This window comes from Candidatus Nanoarchaeia archaeon (genome assembly GCA_035290625.1).
Classification (GTDB): Archaea; Nanobdellota; Nanobdellia; order Woesearchaeales; family DATDTY01; genus DATDTY01.
In genome coordinates this window covers 15,007-32,819 of the sequence record DATDTY010000067.1, presented here as the reverse complement: position 1 = coordinate 32,819, position 17,813 = coordinate 15,007, and the positions used below count along the sequence as shown (strand labels likewise).

20 protein-coding genes are annotated in these 17,813 nt (G+C 41.1%); 10 read left to right on the top strand and 10 right to left on the bottom strand.

The features are described 5' to 3' along the window. Nucleotides 1-4: 4 nt before the first annotated feature. The 6 genes from VJB08_06040 to metG are packed head-to-tail and all read right to left on the bottom strand — an operon-like array spanning nt 5 to nt 7,448. Nucleotides 5-1,021 (bottom strand): PHP domain-containing protein, encoded by a 1,017-nt coding sequence (locus tag VJB08_06040; GenBank protein ID HLD43512.1) that lies wholly within the window; start codon nt 1,019-1,021, stop codon nt 5-7. After that, entirely contained in the window at nt 1,018-2,166 is a 1,149-nt protein-coding gene (locus tag VJB08_06035; protein ID HLD43511.1) for a glycosyltransferase family A protein, read from the bottom strand. Before VJB08_06035 ends, VJB08_06040 begins: the two co-directional genes overlap by 4 nt. A gap of 2 nt (nt 2,167-2,168) precedes the next feature. Next, on the bottom strand, nt 2,169-3,200 hold the full coding sequence (locus VJB08_06030) for a hypothetical protein (GenBank protein ID HLD43510.1): 1,032 nt from the start codon (nt 3,198-3,200) through the stop codon (nt 2,169-2,171). Beyond that, on the bottom strand, nt 3,193-4,053 hold the full coding sequence (locus VJB08_06025; protein HLD43509.1) for a hypothetical protein: 861 nt from the start codon (nt 4,051-4,053) through the stop codon (nt 3,193-3,195). The genes VJB08_06030 and VJB08_06025 overlap by 8 nt, the downstream gene beginning before the upstream one ends. Beyond that, nucleotides 4,050-5,726, bottom strand: a complete 1,677-nt coding sequence (locus VJB08_06020; protein HLD43508.1) for a pyridoxal-dependent decarboxylase — start codon at nt 5,724-5,726, stop codon at nt 4,050-4,052. Before VJB08_06020 ends, VJB08_06025 begins: the two co-directional genes overlap by 4 nt. A gap of 12 nt (nt 5,727-5,738) precedes the next feature. Then, on the bottom strand, nt 5,739-7,448 hold the full coding sequence (gene metG, locus VJB08_06015; GenBank protein ID HLD43507.1) for a methionine--tRNA ligase: 1,710 nt from the start codon (nt 7,446-7,448) through the stop codon (nt 5,739-5,741). 233 nt (nt 7,449-7,681) lie between these two features. On the opposite strand from metG, the gene tpiA reads away from it, so the two are divergent. Further along, complete coding sequence (tpiA, locus tag VJB08_06010; protein ID HLD43506.1) at nt 7,682-8,419, top strand: triose-phosphate isomerase; 738 nt, start codon at nt 7,682-7,684, stop codon at nt 8,417-8,419. Between the two features lie 128 nt (nt 8,420-8,547). Next, nucleotides 8,548-9,057, top strand: a complete 510-nt coding sequence (locus tag VJB08_06005; protein HLD43505.1) for a hypothetical protein — start codon at nt 8,548-8,550, stop codon at nt 9,055-9,057. Nucleotides 9,058-9,070: 13 nt separating this feature from the next. Here VJB08_06005 and VJB08_06000 read toward each other — a convergent pair whose 3' ends face one another. Then, nucleotides 9,071-10,300 (bottom strand): translation initiation factor IF-2 subunit gamma, encoded by a 1,230-nt coding sequence (locus tag VJB08_06000; GenBank protein HLD43504.1) that lies wholly within the window; start codon nt 10,298-10,300, stop codon nt 9,071-9,073. Between the two features lies 1 nt (nt 10,301). Beyond that, nucleotides 10,302-10,817: a 30S ribosomal protein S6e gene (locus VJB08_05995; GenBank protein ID HLD43503.1), complete on the bottom strand. Its 516-nt coding sequence runs from the start codon at nt 10,815-10,817 to the stop codon at nt 10,302-10,304. A gap of 175 nt (nt 10,818-10,992) precedes the next feature. Here VJB08_05995 and VJB08_05990 point away from each other — a divergent pair, with 175 nt between their 5' ends. The 5 genes from VJB08_05990 (at nt 10,993) to VJB08_05970 (ending at nt 13,359) form a co-directional block, all read left to right on the top strand. After that, nucleotides 10,993-11,181 carry a hypothetical protein gene (locus VJB08_05990; GenBank protein ID HLD43502.1) on the top strand — a complete coding sequence of 63 codons (189 nt, stop codon included), beginning with the start codon at nt 10,993-10,995 and terminating at the stop codon, nt 11,179-11,181. Next, nucleotides 11,178-11,720 carry a hypothetical protein gene (locus VJB08_05985; protein ID HLD43501.1) on the top strand — a complete coding sequence of 181 codons (543 nt, stop codon included), beginning with the start codon at nt 11,178-11,180 and terminating at the stop codon, nt 11,718-11,720. Before VJB08_05990 ends, VJB08_05985 begins: the two co-directional genes overlap by 4 nt. Before the next feature lie 66 nt (nt 11,721-11,786). Continuing rightward, nucleotides 11,787-12,449 carry a hypothetical protein gene (locus tag VJB08_05980; protein HLD43500.1) on the top strand — a complete coding sequence of 221 codons (663 nt, stop codon included), beginning with the start codon at nt 11,787-11,789 and terminating at the stop codon, nt 12,447-12,449. Between the two features lie 146 nt (nt 12,450-12,595). Then, the gene (locus VJB08_05975) at nt 12,596-12,847 is read left to right on the top strand and encodes a hypothetical protein (GenBank protein HLD43499.1); all 252 of its coding nucleotides are present in this window, start codon (nt 12,596-12,598) and stop codon (nt 12,845-12,847) included. A 185-nt stretch (nt 12,848-13,032) separates the two neighbouring features. Then, complete coding sequence (locus tag VJB08_05970) at nt 13,033-13,359, top strand: hypothetical protein (GenBank protein HLD43498.1); 327 nt, start codon at nt 13,033-13,035, stop codon at nt 13,357-13,359. Between the two features lie 232 nt (nt 13,360-13,591). Here the strand turns inward: VJB08_05970 and VJB08_05965 are convergent, their stop codons facing one another. Together VJB08_05965 and VJB08_05960 are read right to left on the bottom strand one after the other, a co-directional pair. Then, the gene (locus VJB08_05965; GenBank protein HLD43497.1) at nt 13,592-14,344 is read right to left on the bottom strand and encodes a slipin family protein; all 753 of its coding nucleotides are present in this window, start codon (nt 14,342-14,344) and stop codon (nt 13,592-13,594) included. A gap of 1 nt (nt 14,345) precedes the next feature. Continuing rightward, nucleotides 14,346-14,660 carry a YbjQ family protein gene (locus tag VJB08_05960; protein HLD43496.1) on the bottom strand — a complete coding sequence of 105 codons (315 nt, stop codon included), beginning with the start codon at nt 14,658-14,660 and terminating at the stop codon, nt 14,346-14,348. Between the two features lie 247 nt (nt 14,661-14,907). Here VJB08_05960 and VJB08_05955 point away from each other — a divergent pair, with 247 nt between their 5' ends. The 3 genes from VJB08_05955 to VJB08_05945 all read left to right on the top strand — a co-directional run bounded on the left by VJB08_05955 (nt 14,908) and on the right by VJB08_05945 (nt 17,662). Further along, nucleotides 14,908-15,513, top strand: a complete 606-nt coding sequence (locus tag VJB08_05955) for a Yip1 family protein (protein ID HLD43495.1) — start codon at nt 14,908-14,910, stop codon at nt 15,511-15,513. A gap of 73 nt (nt 15,514-15,586) precedes the next feature. After that, on the top strand, nt 15,587-16,552 hold the full coding sequence (locus VJB08_05950) for a GTPase (GenBank protein ID HLD43494.1): 966 nt from the start codon (nt 15,587-15,589) through the stop codon (nt 16,550-16,552). 66 nt (nt 16,553-16,618) lie between these two features. Continuing rightward, the gene (locus VJB08_05945) at nt 16,619-17,662 is read left to right on the top strand and encodes a hypothetical protein (protein HLD43493.1); all 1,044 of its coding nucleotides are present in this window, start codon (nt 16,619-16,621) and stop codon (nt 17,660-17,662) included. The last annotated feature ends 151 nt before the right edge of the window (nt 17,663-17,813 follow it).

The window sequence follows — 17,813 nt, the reverse complement described above, 5'->3', positions numbered from 1 at the left end:
TTGATTACAATATCAGCGTAGAAGAACCAAATACCCCCATATACGGTTCTCTTAATCGCGGTCCATGGCAGTCAGATCCATAAGTGACCATAAGTCCAAATGTTTCTGCCATTAATTTAAAATACTTGTTGATCTGTTCTTGTATATGACCATGAAGAGTATCATTTCCAGCATAATAATACAACTCAATCCCATCCAATCCTTTTTCAGCTAATTTTTGTGCTACGGCAAATGGACTTTTCTTTCTCTCAGGTAAGCACCATCCATTTTCGTCGAGTTCCCATTCTTTAATTAGCCCGCTTTCTTGATAATAAAGTGCCCGCCCGGGATGACTCCATACAGCTAAACCTTCGGCATTTTTAATTTCTCTCATCGCTTCTTCCCAGGATGGCCTCCTGGTTGTTCTTTGGAATAAAAATGGATATTCTCTCATTATTTCTTTCATAACACTTCTGTCCCCACCCAATGTTCTTTTCTCTAAATTCAAGTGAGGAGCGAAACGACCAAAGGCATAAAATGCAATTTCCCAATCAGAAATGTATGGCACTTCACATTTATAATCATTCCATTCACATTTCCAGGTAATGAGATCGTCGACGCTTATTACTCTTGGACTCTTAAGAGAGTACCTTTTCTCCCTATCATCTCTTTCAAACTCCTCTGAAGAGATATACTGATTAAGCTTATCTATGATCCTATCAAGTGCATCATGCCTATAGACAGACAGTTTACTCTCAAGTGGCTGAATTAAATCTAGATTCATTTTTAGGCCTAATATATCTAAACTATCTAAGGTTACATCTGAGTCTTGATAGGAAGAATTAACTTCGATACCACTATGCACAATTACTCCAACCCTTTTTCCAGTTTCTTGGGCTTCAGGAACACCAAAAGTAGTGTCATGGTCAGTAAGAGCAATTGCTTGGAGACCTCTTTGTTTTGCTTCTTCAACTACTTGTGATGGTCTCCAATTACCATCAGAAGCTTTTGAATGTACCTGATCATCTTCTATTATTCTCATTTTCTGGATTTTGGTGGCTGAGCTTCTTCCCTCCCAGTTGGTATTTCATGCCATAATTTATCAGAGTATTTGTCAGTTAACTCATCACAAAATCTAAAAACATCCTGTCCTCTTGCACGGTTATTCTTTGATCTCCACTGAAGAATATCTGTTTCTACAGCTCTTTTTAATGAGCCAAAATACGTTTCATTCAATCCTATAAGTTCTGGTCTATTAACGCATGGAAATAACAAGTAATATTGAGTCACATATCTTTGTACAGGGGTAAAGTCAATAGAACTCGCTAAATTATCAACAAAACTGTACTGGCTGTCACTTCTTTCTCGCAGATCCTGCCTAAGATCACTTAGTTGATCGTATTCCTGGACTCTGAAGAATTTCTCGGGGGCTCCTAATAACCTTCTTTCACTATTAATCATTTCAATATCAGGAATAAATTTAAGATTAGCTCCTGCGCCCATCAGTTTGATGTATAGTCTCCATGTTGGCCCATCAACCTCTTTACCATCATCAGTAAACTCTCTCTCATAACCATTAACAGAATTATAATGATCTAATCTAATGGCATAAAAACCACCGCTTGGCGGTCTTACAAAATCAGAGTATATCTGTCTAGTAAACTTAACATCTCTTTTATGCACCTCATAATAGGTTATGGTCTCCATTGGAAAGAATAAAGTTCCTACCTCCAAGACGTATTTTTCAACAAGTCTGGGTACTTTTTCCCAAAAACTGTGTGGAAACGAGCCGTTGTATGATAAAATTCCAGTGCCTCTATCTTTAAATCCTGTCATCATTGAACTAATCCATTCGCCAGGGACAGAAACATCAGCGTCACAAAAAGCTAGAAATCTAGTGTTGGCATAAAATTTATTTGCTTGCAATTCTCGAACACCAGCTCTTCTTGCAGTGATTATGTTTTGAACTGGTTCATACGTCATTCCAATGTGCAATTCGCTCTGCTCACTAAATCTCCTGACTAATTTTGCCGTATCATCACTGCTTCCATTATCAACTACAAGTACATTATACTTATCTTTGTCTAACACATTCCCTTTTTCATCAACTTGATTCTCTAGCTTACTTAAAACAGCTTCAATATTTTGTTCTTCATTAAGCGCCGAGATGATTATTGTTAATGACATTTTTATGATGCCCCAAAAATCTCCACAACGTCTTGTTTTTTGATTGGTAGAAAGCAAAACATCTTCCTCTCTTCGTACCTTAACTCATCGATTTTGTAACCATGTTCATCAACTTTTACAAACCTATTATTATTAGAATCGCCAATCAAGTATTTATTATCTTCTAGTGGGGTAGCATCCTGAACCCAATCAAAATCACCATCTATAGTTCTTGTGACATTAAATCCTCCGTCAAGCAACAGCACCTTATTTGCTCTTGAATTTGAAATAATATACCCCCCTTCTCTTGGCTTAATATGATGGGGACAGATCATTCCCTCTAGAACAACATCATGCTTCCTTGTATCTGGATCAATCTCAACCAGAGAACCTTGGTGGAATAAGCAAGCATAAATCCTGCCGTTGTGAAAAATAGCCGTATTTAGATGGGTGGTGTGATCTGGTGTTATTGAATAAACCTCTTGATAATTTACCCCCCTATCAATTTTTCTTCTTCTTCCATCTGGCGTTCTATTGTATCCATGCTTTGTAGCCAGCCAGTCCCAAATCACTCGCTGAGGACTTTTAGGATCTATTAGGAGAATCCCATCAACACCCGTGGAAGCGATAAGCAATTTCTTATCTGGTCCTTCTTCAATTGTGTGTACATCGCAGAACAAATTATTGTTTAATGTGTCAACAACTTTTCCTCTCTGAACTTTCTTCACATACATATTACTTCCAACATATAGAGCCTTCTCTGAAGGAGGATAGTATAAACCAGATGCGGTTGGCACATTAACTTCTGCCAGAAAACCCAAATCAACTCTGTTCGGATCAAAAAGACAAACAGCCCCACCAAGAAGATCATTCCTAAATTCTTTAGACTGTGCGTCTGTTCTTCCTCTTACTTTGTGTTCAGTATCTCTTTCAACCCATTGTTTTTTCATTCTTTGTAAAGCAACGGGGTTAGTAACGAAAAAACTTGCTAACATAAGTTGATATTCACTTGGCAAATGTAATAAATACTCAATTTTTTCCATTTTATCACTCATTTTCCCAACTTCTGTAGCTTAACTCCTGTAACTTTTTGTCGAGATCTACTCTTTCTTCAGGTGAAAGGTTTTCTCTTAAAATGCCACAAAATTCTTCTCTGTTTCTAATTCTGATCAGCACGTCTTCATTCGTTCTGCTTAAAAATTTATCCAGTTCTGGTAGAAGCTTACGTATCAACCCGGTTTCAATAAGTTCACTAGAAAACTTTTGACGGTCTTTTGCTCGCAATATTGCACTGAAAACAGATGATACTGCTGAGGAATATTGGGGTGAACTAACAGTCTGTTCATCATAACCAACTCTTGAATTTATTGCATCAATTATTGGAGCATGGGAGGTATTGGTCATTTGAAAATTGTATTTTGAACAAAGACGTACAAATCGTGAGAACCACAATAATGGGTTTTCTGATTCAAATGATCTTATTGGCCTAATACACTTTGACGCTAATGCTTCAAGTGCATTATATTGGTCAACATGCTCTTTTTTCGGATATTTCCAGTAAGATGATTCTATATCAAATAGTCCAATTAAACTTAAGTCTTCCATAAAACAAACATCAAAAAAATTAGCATCATTTTTGGCATAAACTAAGATAACCTCTACGGAGCCATTACGTATTTGATACGGCCTTCTTGGTTGAATTACATCAAATCCTTTCGCTGAAAATTGTTTATTTAACGCAGTAATCCATTCTTCACTCTTCCCTTGAGTTGCAAGATCAATATCATGATAGCTTCCATGAATCATTAAATCTAACGGAGTTCCCCCATATAAAATAAATTGGTCAAGTCCAGTCACCTCATGAGAATAATCAAGCAAGCTACTGATTTCTTTTTGGGGTTGGTTCATTTTCCCTTAACTTGTTGATCAAATATTTTCTTCTGCGATACAATTGTTTCAACAGCCTTCCTTGCATATTGCTCATTAAAATGAGGTGATACAGGATACAATTTTACACCAGTTATTTTTGCACCATTTGATAAAGTAATATAACCGGAACTGATAGAATACTCCACACCGCGTCCCGCCCTCATTCTCGTAGATTCGTCCCATGTGAAAAATTCCTTCATATATTTGTTAACTTGTTCGCTGATGTTTTTTGTATCCAAAGATGGGTCGGAGAGTTCAATACATAATCTCGGGTCTCGCATAAGTTCGGGAGGATAAAACCGAAGCATTGTCACAAAACCTAAGGAGGCTTCTTCGTGACAAATGTACATGTCTTTGTGTTCACGCAACGAGTCTCTCATGACTACGGTCTGCTCTATCAAGTTAGCAAGATTTCTTCTGTAACCGTTTAATCCCAAAAGACGAAGAGAGGCTAGTGCTGATAAAGCAGGACCTGCTGATCGAGAAGTTTCTAACGTAAAATCTACTGGGCTTGTGAAACTAAATTCTTCAGCTAGATGATGAATGTCAATTTCTCCCTTCTTTGAGATATATCTCAAATCCCGTTCATCATTAACCATGAAAACGCTGCAATCTACTGGGCAGGCACCGATGCCTTTATGAAAATCAACACCCCATGAATCTGCCATATTAATGTGAGAAATTCGTCCATACTGTTCTCTAATCATGTTTAAAGCTCTTTGATTAATATCTAACGGATTATTTTCAAAGTCATATCCTCTAAAAAATAGCCATGACCATCCGATTACAGAGTCAACATGGACGTGAGGAGTGTAACTTAAAGAATATTCTTGGACAATCCTATCCCTAAGTTCGACAAATCCGTTTATACCATCAACAATGTGATTGTATGTCGTACCCCCATTAACTGCTATGGAAGTTAGTATTCCACCAGAATCAAGCGCCTCTCTTATTTTTCTTTCGGCATCATCCAGATTACTTCTTCTGTCACTTCCTGGCTCAATTATTATTGTGTTATCTTTGCCAATGCCTAGCCAATCAATAGAAACGTCATGAGAAAAGTGGCAGTCTCTTGTGACCATTGCCTTAATTCCTTCAGTATTGCCTTTCCTTGAGGATCCTGGGACGGCTTTCTTTATGCCCAATTTTTTAGCATATAAGTTTGTAGCAGTCCCTCCAAATGTAAAGAAGCCTCTTGCTTTTTTTTCAACACCCGCAAGATCTCTGGCTAATATGCTAGAAACAGCTTCTTCTGCTACAAGAGAGTTTCCTGCTAGGCCATCATTTATCGCATAGATATTCTCCTCTAATGCTAAGACATAAGCCGCTAAAGCAACCGAATTTACGGCAGTTCCGACATTATACTGTAGTTCCGGACTCCGCCATCTTGGAACACGTGAGAACAAATCATTAACAATGCTTTCTAAGACCTCTTCTGCAGGCTCTCCAACCTTTGGGACTGATGAATATTTTTCAACTAAACCTTTGAATTCAGATTTACCAGCAGAACCATTCAACCTTGCCAAATCATCGGAATCTATCTTTTGAGCAACGGCCCTAAGACATCGTACTAAGTATTCAGAAATGTGGTTCTCAGTAAATTGAAGCGGGAAGTATTGCTTAATTCTCTCGTATATTTCATTTTTATTCATTTTGATGCTAGCTTACTTAACTAGTTCTTCCAGTGAGTGGGGTTTTGATAGATGTTTTTCTAGTTCTTCCAATCTCTTATCGTCTATTCTAGCATATAATGGTTCTGGTTTGTTTATTGTGTGGTCAGATGGAATACTTATTTGAGTAGCTTCATCCCAAATTCCTGGAGTTGACAAAGAACCGCGAAGATTTAACTGATCAGTCCATAATCTCTGCATACTTTCAGGCAATATGGGGCTTGAAACAATAGCTAAAGATCTACATAAGCTTAGAGCGAGATAAAGAGATTTCTTTGCCTCTTCTTCCCTGCCTTCTTTTATTAAATTCCATGGCGCGGTTTTGTGGAGATAAACATTCCCTTCTGAAGCATATTGCATAATCCTTCTATAGGCTTCTCTAAACTCCACTCCAAAGAAGAGGTCGCCTATAGATAATGGTTCTGTCTTTATCGCTTCTATCAAATGATTGTCAATACCATTTAGGTCTGATAACGTACTGTAATTTAGTTGTCCTCCGAAATTCTTCCAAATCATATTCAGGGTTCTATTAAAGAGATTGCCTAACTTACCAATAAGTTCATTATTAGTGATAGTTCTAAACTCCCCCCACTTGAAGTCAGATTCTTTTGTTTCTGGGATTACCGTTGTCAAATAAGAACGGAGAACATCTATATCTATATCTGAGTCCAACAGATTATAACAAAATACGCCGACCCCCTTGCTTTTAGAAAATTTTTGTCCTTCAAAATTTAGATAATTAGAACCTACTACATTTAATGGCAAATTAAATCCACCATGCGCTATTAGCATACCAGGCCAAAAAACAGTATGAAATGGTATATTGTCCTTTCCTAAAAAGTGAAATATTTTTGATTCTGGATCTCTCCAATATTCATCGAAAACGTCTTCACCAATCTCTCTCGTGAAAGTCATATAACCTATTGGTGCATCAAACCAAACATAAAACACTTTATTCTCCAACGCTTCCGATGGAACTTTCACACCCCATTCTAAATCTCTAGTTATTGATCGTTCTCTCAATCCTTCTCTAATCCATTTTTTGGCTTCTCCATAAACTTGAGATCTCCAAGTCCCTTTATTTCCTTCTATCCACTTATCTAGACTTTCTGCCAACCGATCTAAACGAATATACAAATGTTCTGATTCCTTCATTATAGGTGTTGCTTCACAACTTTTACAATGTGGATCAACTAATTCGTCTGGAGCCAAAACTGATGCACAGCTCTCACATTGATCGGCATTAGCAGATTCGTAACCACATTTTGGGCATGTTCCAACAACAAACCTATCTGGAAGAAACATATTATCATTTTCACAAAAATACATTCTCATACTTCCTTTACTAACGTATCCGTTTTCATTAATGACATTAAAAAAATCCTGTACGGTTTTGTGATGTGATAAATTTGAGGTTCTAGAATAATTTGTATAATCAATATTTAGTCTTTCATAAACTTTTTTATGAATATTATGAAGTTTATCTACTAATTGTTGAGGATGCAACCCCAGTTCTTTTGCTGCCACAGCAGATGGGGTTCCGTGTTCATCTGAACCACCCACAAAAATAGCATCATAGCCCTTTGCTCTGCAATATCGATAAAATATATCTGCTGGCAGATGAGATCCAACAATATGCCCCATATGAGGAACATTATTAATATACGGAAGCGCAGCTGTAACTAGGATTTTTTGTTTTAACATCTTATTGTATTAGACATATCCGCGTATTTAAAAATGTTTCTACTTGTGAGTGATATTTGGTCCACGAGAACCTAACTAACGGAACTCCCCCGATTGCATTAACAAAAAGAGCCTTCGGTTTGGAAACGAACTCCCACTTGATACCTGTTCTTGATGTATCGCTTCGCTCATCGGAAGAGGTAACCCTGCCGGACCTCGAAACCCTTATAAACCCAGTTCCCAAGTAGTATGGCATGAAGTACATTGTCGCCAACTGGAAGATGCACAAGACCCAGAAGCAGTCTTTGGCATTCGTAAAGCAAATCCTTCCAAGAATAAAAACAAAGCGTACCATCGTCCTCTGCCCTCCGTACACAGACATCTGCCCAATCGCCCCTCTTCTCAAAAAAACCAACATACGTTTAGGAGCCCAAGATGTCTTCTACGAAACAAGAGGAGCGTTTACAGGAGAGATCTCTCCCTTGATGCTGAAAGAACTTAATGTAAAGTACGTGCTCATCGGCCATTCAGAGAGGCGCTCTATCCTCCATGAGAATAACCGCCTCATTAATCAAAAGCTTAGGGCCTGCCTGAAGCACAGCCTCACTCCTATCCTCTGCATCGGTGAGACAGGCCTGCAGAGAAGATTAGGCCAGGCCTCGCATGTCTTGAGGAATCAGCTCCTCACAGCATTAAAAGGAACCCACAAGCTAAAAAACATCATCATCGCCTATGAGCCGTTATGGGCTATAGGCTCACATACGCCAGACACCCCTGAAAACGCAGAAAAGACCAACGAATTCATCCGCTCTGTTCTGGCAAAATCAAGCTCAGCAGCCACAGCAAAAAAGATACCAATCCTCTACGGAGGAAGCGTCACTCCAAGAAACGCCCCTTCCTTTCTCAAAAAAGCAGCAATCGACGGATTATTGGTAGGGCACGAATCCCTGCTTCCAGGCCATTTCGTGAAGATTGCGAACTGTGCTCCCTAAGCAAGATTTGATAAGAAAGATGTGCTCCCTAAAACACTCTACGGTAGCAGGCTCAACCCGAGTTTATAGTCTCTTTTTAGTAGTTACAAATTGAAAGGTTTATATACTAGACAATCCATAGTAAGGGTATGGCAGCTACAAAGGTATACCCAATGGATATGTCATTCGTTGATAGAGAGGGCAGGAAAGTAAATACGAGCCCTACGGCTAAACCAGGCGGAAAAGCGTACGGATTTTTTGATTGTAATGCTTCAAAAGGAGAAATTGAAGGGTATCTGCCTTTCATCAGGGAGGCTACTCAAACTCCGTCTGAATTAGAACTTTCCTTGACAGAAGGGTTAGGCGGACTAGAAGGAGATCCCCTATTAATGCCAGCTTATGAAAGTGCTAAATCCCGGATACGATTTCCTAGCGCAATGAGCACTCAAGATAGATTAAGGACAAAACAAGAAATCGGAGATAGAGAGCTAAGGTATACAATACAGGTTACGGTTCCTGATAAAACTAATGAAAGAGCAGCAGAAGAATTAGATGCAATACTCAATAACATGTACAACTTACATCTCTATCAGGAAAACGATCCGTTTAGAGGAGCGATTGTTTTCGAAGAAAATGGCAAGTATGTGCTGAGAGATTAAATTTCTTAGTCAGCTATTGTATAACCCCATATCCAATCAGCCTGAACCTGTTCCCTATCCTTCTTGAGATCGCCACCCTGCTGCCCTTCTCGGCGCAGACCGGAAGCTTCAGGACAGCCTCAACAATGTCCTTTCCTACCTTTGTGATGGTTCCGACAGTTGCCGCAGAATTCACGTTGAGCATCAATACCTCGTTCATCTTCAGCTCCTCAACGGCAAGGTCCTCCTTTGCACCAACAACACGTTTGAGCAGCTTCGGAGCCAAATGAAGTTCCTCCCAGACCGGAGGGAGTTTCTTCACATGGCCGACAATGCCCCCCACAAGAGAGTCAGACTTCACCAGAAACGGGTCAAGGGAGGTCTGCAGGGCAGCTGATCCTCCGGGCACAACCTCTTTTAAGGAAACTCCTCCGCTCTGAATTTCCACGATCTTTGAGAGAATTGGCTTCCACACCTTCTGGTTCTTCTCCTCAACAAGCCTTCCAGGCCTGATCTCAATCTCATCGCCTATCTTGAGCTTTCCACGAATCACCGTGCCTCCAACAACGCCTCCCTGAAGCTTTGCGATCTCTGTGCCTGGCTTGTTAACGTCAAAACTCCGTGCGACCAAGAAGAGGGGATCTTTGCCTGCCTCTCTCTTTGGAGTCCTGAACCTGCCCTCTATCTCCTCAAGCAGCAGGTCGATGTTCACCCCAAACTGCGCGCTCACAGGGATGATGGGGGCATCAGCGTAGGCAGTATCCTTGAGCAGGCTCCTGATCTCATTGTAGTTCTTGAGGCTGGTTTTTTCATCCACCAGGTCAATCTTATTCTGGATAATGATGATATCTTTGATGCCGAGGATCTCCAAAGCCATTAAATGCTCCCGCGTCTGCGGCTGGGGGCAGTCCTCGTTGGCTGCCACAAGGAGCAATGCTGCATCGATGATTGCAGAGCCTGCAAGCATCGTTGCCATTAAGCTTTCATGCCCGGGAGCGTCAACAAAGCTTATCTTCCTCACTGGCTCGGCCTTCTCGTTGCATTCAGGGCATTCCTCCTTTACAGTATAGGTGCTGCATTTCGGGCATTTCCGTATCTCGATATAGGCATAGCCGAGGCGAATCGTGATGCCCCTCTTAATCTCTTCAGAATGCGTATCAGCCCATTTGCCACTCAGGCGCTGAAGAAGTGTTGTCTTACCATGATCAACATGGCCGAACAAGCCAATGTTAATCTCCGGCTGGCCTTCCTTTTTCTTTGACATTCTAAGAGGCCTTTTCCTCCTTTGCTAGCTTTGCCTGATGCTTTGGCTCAGGGCGCGTATCTTCCTTTGCCTCGGGCTTTGGCGCAGGTTGTTTTGCTTCCTTTGCCTCGGGCTTGGCTTCCTTCACTGCCTTCTTTGCCTCCTTGGCTCCAGCGAAAATGTCTTCCTTGCCCATCTTAAGGACCTTCAGGTTGATCTGCGCCGTCTTTGCATGAACCGTGTTGCCTGCAACCATCTTCCTCTGCCGGATTCCCTTTCCTCTCTTCCTGGCTCCAACGCCGCTTACGACCAGTATCTTCTTCCTTGCTGTTCCCTGAACATCTCTCCTCATGGGAACTCCAGAGTCATCCGAGCCTCCGGTAATCTCAAAAGAATATCCGGCTAATCCGACGCCGTCTCCTTCGAACGTATCTGTTATCTTCTTCCCGATCAAGCTTTCCGCCTCCTGATCCTTAACTTCCTTCTGAACCGTCTTTCCCGTCTTGGGATCGCCAATGGTCATCTTGAATGCTGCCATAGTTCATCCTCCGTTGTTTTCCGAGAAGGGGATGGGGGGAATATTTAAAGGTTATTGAAAAGAGGGCTGGTAAGTCTTCTGGATATAAAGCCATTTCTGAAGAGGTCAATGGAGGGGGTGCTGGTTCTGGGATAAGGAAGGTTTAAATAGGAAAATTGATTGGGGAACTTATAAGATGAAACCTCACTATACTCTATTTTTCATCATAGGGGGGAGTATTTTGTATGGGGCTTTTGCATTCTTCTTATTAAAAGGATTTGTTGATGTGAACAATCTTAACAGTTTAGCATCCTTGATATTAGGCATTGCAAGTGTCTTACTTTTAGTATACTTCCTTATTAGATTGAAGGATTATTTAAGATGAGTCTATCCTCAGAGATATTACAATTCGGAGAAAATGTAGTTACTATAAGCAAAGAGATAGCAGCTCAACGTCTATCTTTGAAGGACTATAGAGACTATTATTCTCAGGTGACTAAGCACTTTTCGGATTATGTGAATATAACCAAAGATTATTTTGCGGATAAGGAGCCGCCTCTTCAGCCCCAAACTGCAATCAGAAAAAGACTTCATAGTTATGAGATAATGGTGTGGCAAACCTATATTTCATTTAAAGAGAAAAATCTGACTTCAAGTTTGCATGAGATTCTTTTATTTTGTAGATATTATTTCATAAAGAATTCAGATTATAGAAAGAAGCTGGATAATATAAAGGAATTGAGAAAGGAATTGGAGAATCCCCATACTGCTTTGGAGATGGAGGATAGATTATTAAGATTTAGAGAAGTTGGAAGACTGTATTCAGAATTGTCTGGGGAGAAAATCATCAAAGATGTAGCCATTTTCTGGGCAATTGTAGCAGTAATCATTGCTGTTCTAGCTTTCATTTTTAATCGGGGATAACTGAATCAATCTCGATAAAGAAAAAATTAGAATAGGTATTTATACTATTTGTAAGTCATAGGCTATATGACGCCAAGAAAACCTATCTTTGGGGTTATTGAGTTGATTAGTGCAAGATTTAAAGCATTAAATCAGGCATTGGAGACGGCAGGTAAGCTTCAAGAGAGACGTTATAATAAAATAAGAAACTCTCTCCACAAATGGATATTACACGGAGAACTCCCAATAACTTATTCCTCTTTTTATGACCATACTCACAATAGATTCAACAATTTCGTAACCGATAAAGAAGATGTTAAACAGCTTCTTAGATTGTTCAGGTCAAATAAGTTCATTAAACCATACTATAAGGTTATCAACAGAGCATTAATTGCTCACATCAACAACAGGAAAGAAGGTTATTATGTCTCAATTCCTTTATTACTTTTATCAATAGATGGCATATTTATCAAGTTTGGAGAGGAGAAGAATATTGTGAAGGGAGGGCGGATTCAAGGAAAAGGTTATGCTAATATGGAAAAGGTTTTAAAAGAACTACACGCTCTTTTCGACAAAAACTTTTGTGAATTTATGTCAAAAGAACAATTCAAAACTCGAGTTTGGAAATACAAAAAGTTATGGGAATTTAGAAATGATGTTATGCACGGCATACAACCGAATTACGCAAATGAACAATGGTCTTTGAGATTAATTTTTGTGCTGTTAATTTTATCCCATACTTTCAAATAGGTTTAATTACGTGTAATGAACGGTTAAGTAAACGTCACTTAGTTAGGTTAGTCTCATCGGATAACCTAAAAGTTTTTATACATTCTGAGTACTCCAGAGTAACAAAGAAAGAACTAAATAGTCCAAAAATGTATGAGTATAGTCCAATGGACAAAAAAGGAGAAGCTATAGTAGTAGGTACGTTCCTGTTACTAGGTATCGTTGCTTTAGGGTTGTATGGAACCTATAAAGCTGTTTCAGAGAGTCGGTATGTTTTAGATGTTTCTTCTAATACAACATACGACTTGTTTAAGTGCTCTATAAACAATGTAGATAATTCCAATTTAGTTTATATAAGTAAAGAACAACTCGATAAATTGGATGGGGAAAACTACAAACATGCAAAATGTTCAGAATGATATACTGAGCAAAGAAGAAAAAATAAATCTTCTCTTATTTATCTGTATTAGTGTAAGTAGTTTTATAGGTGGTTTATTTTTCTTTCTTATTTTATTATTAACTTCAGTGAGTTTGTTTTTGTGGATAGCGTTCTTATATTTTTGTGTTGGTATCGGTTCTTGGAGATATGTAAGAATTTACGTTAATGAAAAAAGAAACTACCCCCTTACAAATATTAATACTACAGTATGAAAGAGAAATATCAAAGGCACATACCATATTTTCAAGTTTTTGGGAAATATTTAATGGTATTGTCATTGGTACAATTGGTATTTGGCTTTCTCTTATCCAAGTTGGGGCATTTAATTTTAACAAACTATATTTCATTCTTACTTTAGCAATAGTCTTAACACTTATAGCATTCATAGCGATAGGCGCGTGGTATCAACGAGATAAATCGAGGATTAGACGTGAAAGATTAGAGCAAGAAATCAGAACGTTGTTACAAAGAACTCACCCTAATCAACCCTAGCCACCGATTAGCACCGCAATCTATAGCAAATGACACAAATTTTTAGACACTATATATGTCATTTGCTATTACGAACTGACGAGTATTTGTATAATCATTTTTGTCAGTGAGTATAACTTCAATCCTGCCAATTCGCAAGGCAAAGCTCCTGTTGTTGTATGATGCTCGATGAAGTTATGTTGATTACAAGGGGCGGCAGCACTGATTTTCACCGCTTATTGAAAAGAGAATCCTATTTGCTCTTCTTGGTTATGAGATCCATCAGCTCGCTGGGGAAAGGGACGATAATGGTGCTGTTCTTCTCAACAGCGATGTCAGACAGCGTCTGGAAGAGCCTCAATTGCAGGGCTGCGGGCTCTTTCCCGATGACTTTCCCTGCTTCAAAAAGCAAAGTTGACGCCTGCTTCTCCCCTGCTGCAAGGATAACACGAGCCCTCCTGTCCCTCTCGGATTCTGCCTGGCGGGCCATAGCCCTCTTCATCGTATCTGGCAGCTCGATGTCCTTGAGCTCGATCTTCGTGACAACAATCCCCCACGGATCTGTGTCCTTATCAACAATGCTCTGGATCTTCTTTGAGATCTCTTCCCTCTTCTGAAGAATCTCGTCCAGCTCAAACTCCCCGATGATGTTCCTCATTGTCGTCTGGGAAAGCTGTGAAACCGCATAGTTGAACTGCTCTACCTCAATCACTGCCTTCTTCGCGTCCCCCACCCTATAATACAGCACGGCATTCACCTTCAGGCTCACATTATCCTTTGAGACAGCTTCCTGGCTTGGCACATCAATGGTCTTTACCCTGATGTCAATCCGCTCCCAGGTCTGGATAATTGGAATAACAATCCTTAATCCAGGCTCCATCATGCCTGTGAATTTCCCTAATGTAAATTTGACGCCCCTCTCATACTGCTTCACCACTTTTAGTCCAGAAAGGACCGCTACAATACCTATGAAAACCAGTGTGTTGATCCCAAAGAGAAGCGCCATGTTACCTCAGCTTCACCGCAGTCCCGTATGCCAGGATTTCAGCAGCTCCCTGCATGACATTTGCAGTTGAAAAGCGGACAGCTACGATTGCATCAGCCCCGAGCTTTTTTGCTTCTTCTTCCATTCTTGCCTGAGCCTCATCCCTTGCCTTGTTCATCATATCAGTATAGCTCTTGATCTCTCCGCCGACCAGTGTCTTCAGGCCTGCCATGATATCCCTGCCAAGCCATCGTGACCTGATGGTGCTGCCGCGGACCATTCCCAAACATTGCTTGATGATCTTTCCTTCAACCGCTTCGGTCGTGACAACAATCATGATTTCCCCCTGCCCTATCAAACCTCCTCTGCTATATATAGCTTTCTCTCGGCCACGCTCAGTAGAAAGTCAATCGGCATCGAGCTCGCTTGTGCTTCCTTCACTGTTTGCTGACACCCCCGGATGGGGCAACTCTCTGCCAGCAGTGCTGATGAAGCTGAAGAAGCTCGAAGAAATGATGCCGGACTTTCTACTGAGCCTCAGTCTCCGCAAAACTATTTAAAGGGCATCTCTCATATCTATAGTAATGAACCCGTTCCAGACAGCGATTGCGATCATTTCGAAGCCGAATGCGTTTCTGCCGAAGCTGAGGAAAGAGAAAGGCATCCAGGACGCGTTCCTCTACTTTCTGCTGTTTGCCGCAATTGCAGTGGTGTTTTCTGCAGGCGTGATTATGCGGCAGGCGATACCTTCACCATTCCCTCTGTTCTTTGGGCTCCTCTTTGGATTTGGGATTTCCATCGCCGGAATCTTCATAAGCACTGGCATCATTCACCTGATGTTCCTCCTGGTCAGGGGAAAGGGGGCGTATGAAAAAACATTCCAGGCAGCAGTCTATGCAAAGACACCTTCGATGCTTCTTGCGCCATTCCAGGGAGTCTATTACGCCATCTTCGGGACAGGCTTGCTTCAGATCCTGGCAAGCCTGATTGTAGGGATTCCTGTCCTGATTTACCAGATCCACATAGCACTGCTCTTCTTTGCTGAGGTGCATAAGGTAACAAAGATGAGGTCGTTTGTGGCGGCATATGTGCTGCCGGTTTTGCTTGCCGTGAGCATTGCATTGGGTATCGGGATTTTTGCTGCATTAATTTTTCTGCGGAGTGGAGGAATGTTGGAATCTTGGCCTTAGAAGGTTGCGGCCCTGTTGTGAAAGCTGCAGATTTTAAGCCTACCTTTTTATACTCCGGCAGGATTCGGGCGGTATGAACTTCCAATCAATCCCTCCTGTTGAGAAGCCGCAGGCCTTTCTTGACACAGCATTCAATACCGCTGCACAGCACACCCAGCAGCTCCGCTCCAAGAAGTTTAAGGACAGGGCAATCAAGGCAAGGCGGCTCGAGATTCTCAGGGTGGAGACTGCGACAAAGCTCCTCTCAAGGCAGCTTCTTCGCGTACTGAGGGATTTCCCCTCCTTTGAGCAGCTTCCTCCTTTCTACAAAGAGCTTAGCAGAGTGACCCTCGATGTCCCGGAAGTGAGGAGGGCATTGGCAGGCCTGAAATGGGCAAATGAGAATGTTCAAAGGCTTTCCCGGGCTTCCCTGAGCAAAATGCGGAAAAGCAGGGACAGCAGGAATCTGAGGATCAGCCGGACAGAGATCTATGGAAGATGCTCTTCCATCATCAAGCAGATAGGAAAACAGCTTAGCCTGCTTGAAGAGACAAGGAAGATCATGAAGGGATTTCCTACCATAAAGACAGAGACCAAGACCATAGCGATTGTGGGATTTCCCAATGTGGGGAAGACAACGCTCATGTTCAACCTGACCGGGTCAAAGCCTGAGATCAGCTCCTATCCGTTCACCACAAAAACAATCAATGTTGCGTATCTCCAGACCCCAAAGGGAAAGATCCAGTTCCTGGACACTCCGGGAACATTGAACCGGTTTGACAAGATGAATTCCATAGAGAAGCAGGCGTATCTTGCGATGAAGCTTGTGGCTGACCTCCTTGTTTGCGTGATTGACTTGACTGAACCGTATCCGCTTGAGAAGCAGCTGAAATTGTACGAATCATTAGAACAGATCGGAAAGCCAGTCATCCTATTCCTTTCAAAAGAGGATATCATTGATAAAAAGACGATTGATGAATTCAAAAAAGATCATGAATCGGTCTCTGGGGTCAGTGAATTGCTAACGCTGGTAAAGGATAGTCTTTCTTCCTCTCCATAGTTGATAGTGACTTAATAGTAGTAAATAGAGAAAACTTTAAAAGCAGCAGATGGATAACGCAGGGTTATGTCAGGAGAGCCAAAGGTAGATAGAGTAAAATTCCAAGAGGATCTAGGAGGATATTTTAGAGACAGCCCCCCAGCTTCATTCCTGGTTTTTGATGGCTCTCTCCAGTTGGAGCAGCCTGAAAAGTACAGGCTGTACACAGATGTTTCTGGAATTGACACGCTTGTAGTTAAAGTGGGCACGAGCATAATAGCGCATGCTGGATACCAAAGAACCGTGTACAACATGAACTGCATCTCAGAAGATCTAACTCAGTTAAAAGAAGAAAGGGGCTTGAATATCCTCCTTGTATCATCTGGGGCTATTGGCTTGGGCAGGAAAGCCAGGCTAAGAAGGGGCGAAAGAATCCCTGAAATGGAAAAGGATACGCCTGAACAAAAAAGAACAGATGCTATAGAGGGCCAAACATTGCTCTATGAACTATGGAGGCACCACTTTTATCCGCAACTCGTGAATGAATCCCTTGTTACACATGACGACATCAGAGACCCGCAAAAAAAATTATTACAAAAATATCAAAGATGGCTTTTGGAAGGCAAAATACCTGTCATAAATGAAGATGACGCCAGAAGTTTGGAAGAAATAGATATTTTACTAAAGGGAAAAAGAGCATTTCGGGACAATGATGGTTTAGCTAGTCTCCATGCCCAATTTCTAAAAAGAGCGGGCTATAAGCCGCTTCTGGTTCTCTTATCAAATACAGATGGGATCTATACAGCAGAATCTTTTAGAAACAGCGAATATAATCCGATACGAGTTGTTAAGATATCCGCAGGGCTAGAAGAACAGGCATTGCCTGTAAGCTCAGCAAGAGGCAGGGGCGGCGTAATTTCAAAAATTGATGCATCAAGAGACGCAGCACTGGGTGGGGTTTATGTAGTAATAGCTAACGGCCAATTTTGCAACCATGATGCCCCCTATCAAGAAAGAAGAAAAGGTTCGCAGAGAAGATATGACGTATTAGATTCAATTCTGGCTGGAAGAGTTGTTGGAACCCGGTTTCTCCCACGTAATTACGCTGCGATGGAAATGCCCAAAAAATAATTCCGGCAATTGCAGAAAACCCAGGCAAACTTCCGGCAATCGCTCCTCCAAGAACTGTCTACCTGAATTCTAAACATTTAGATATTCCTGTAACCCCTTCTGACGGTTCAATTCTTTAAACAATGAAATTCCGTCAGTGTATTTCACTGGT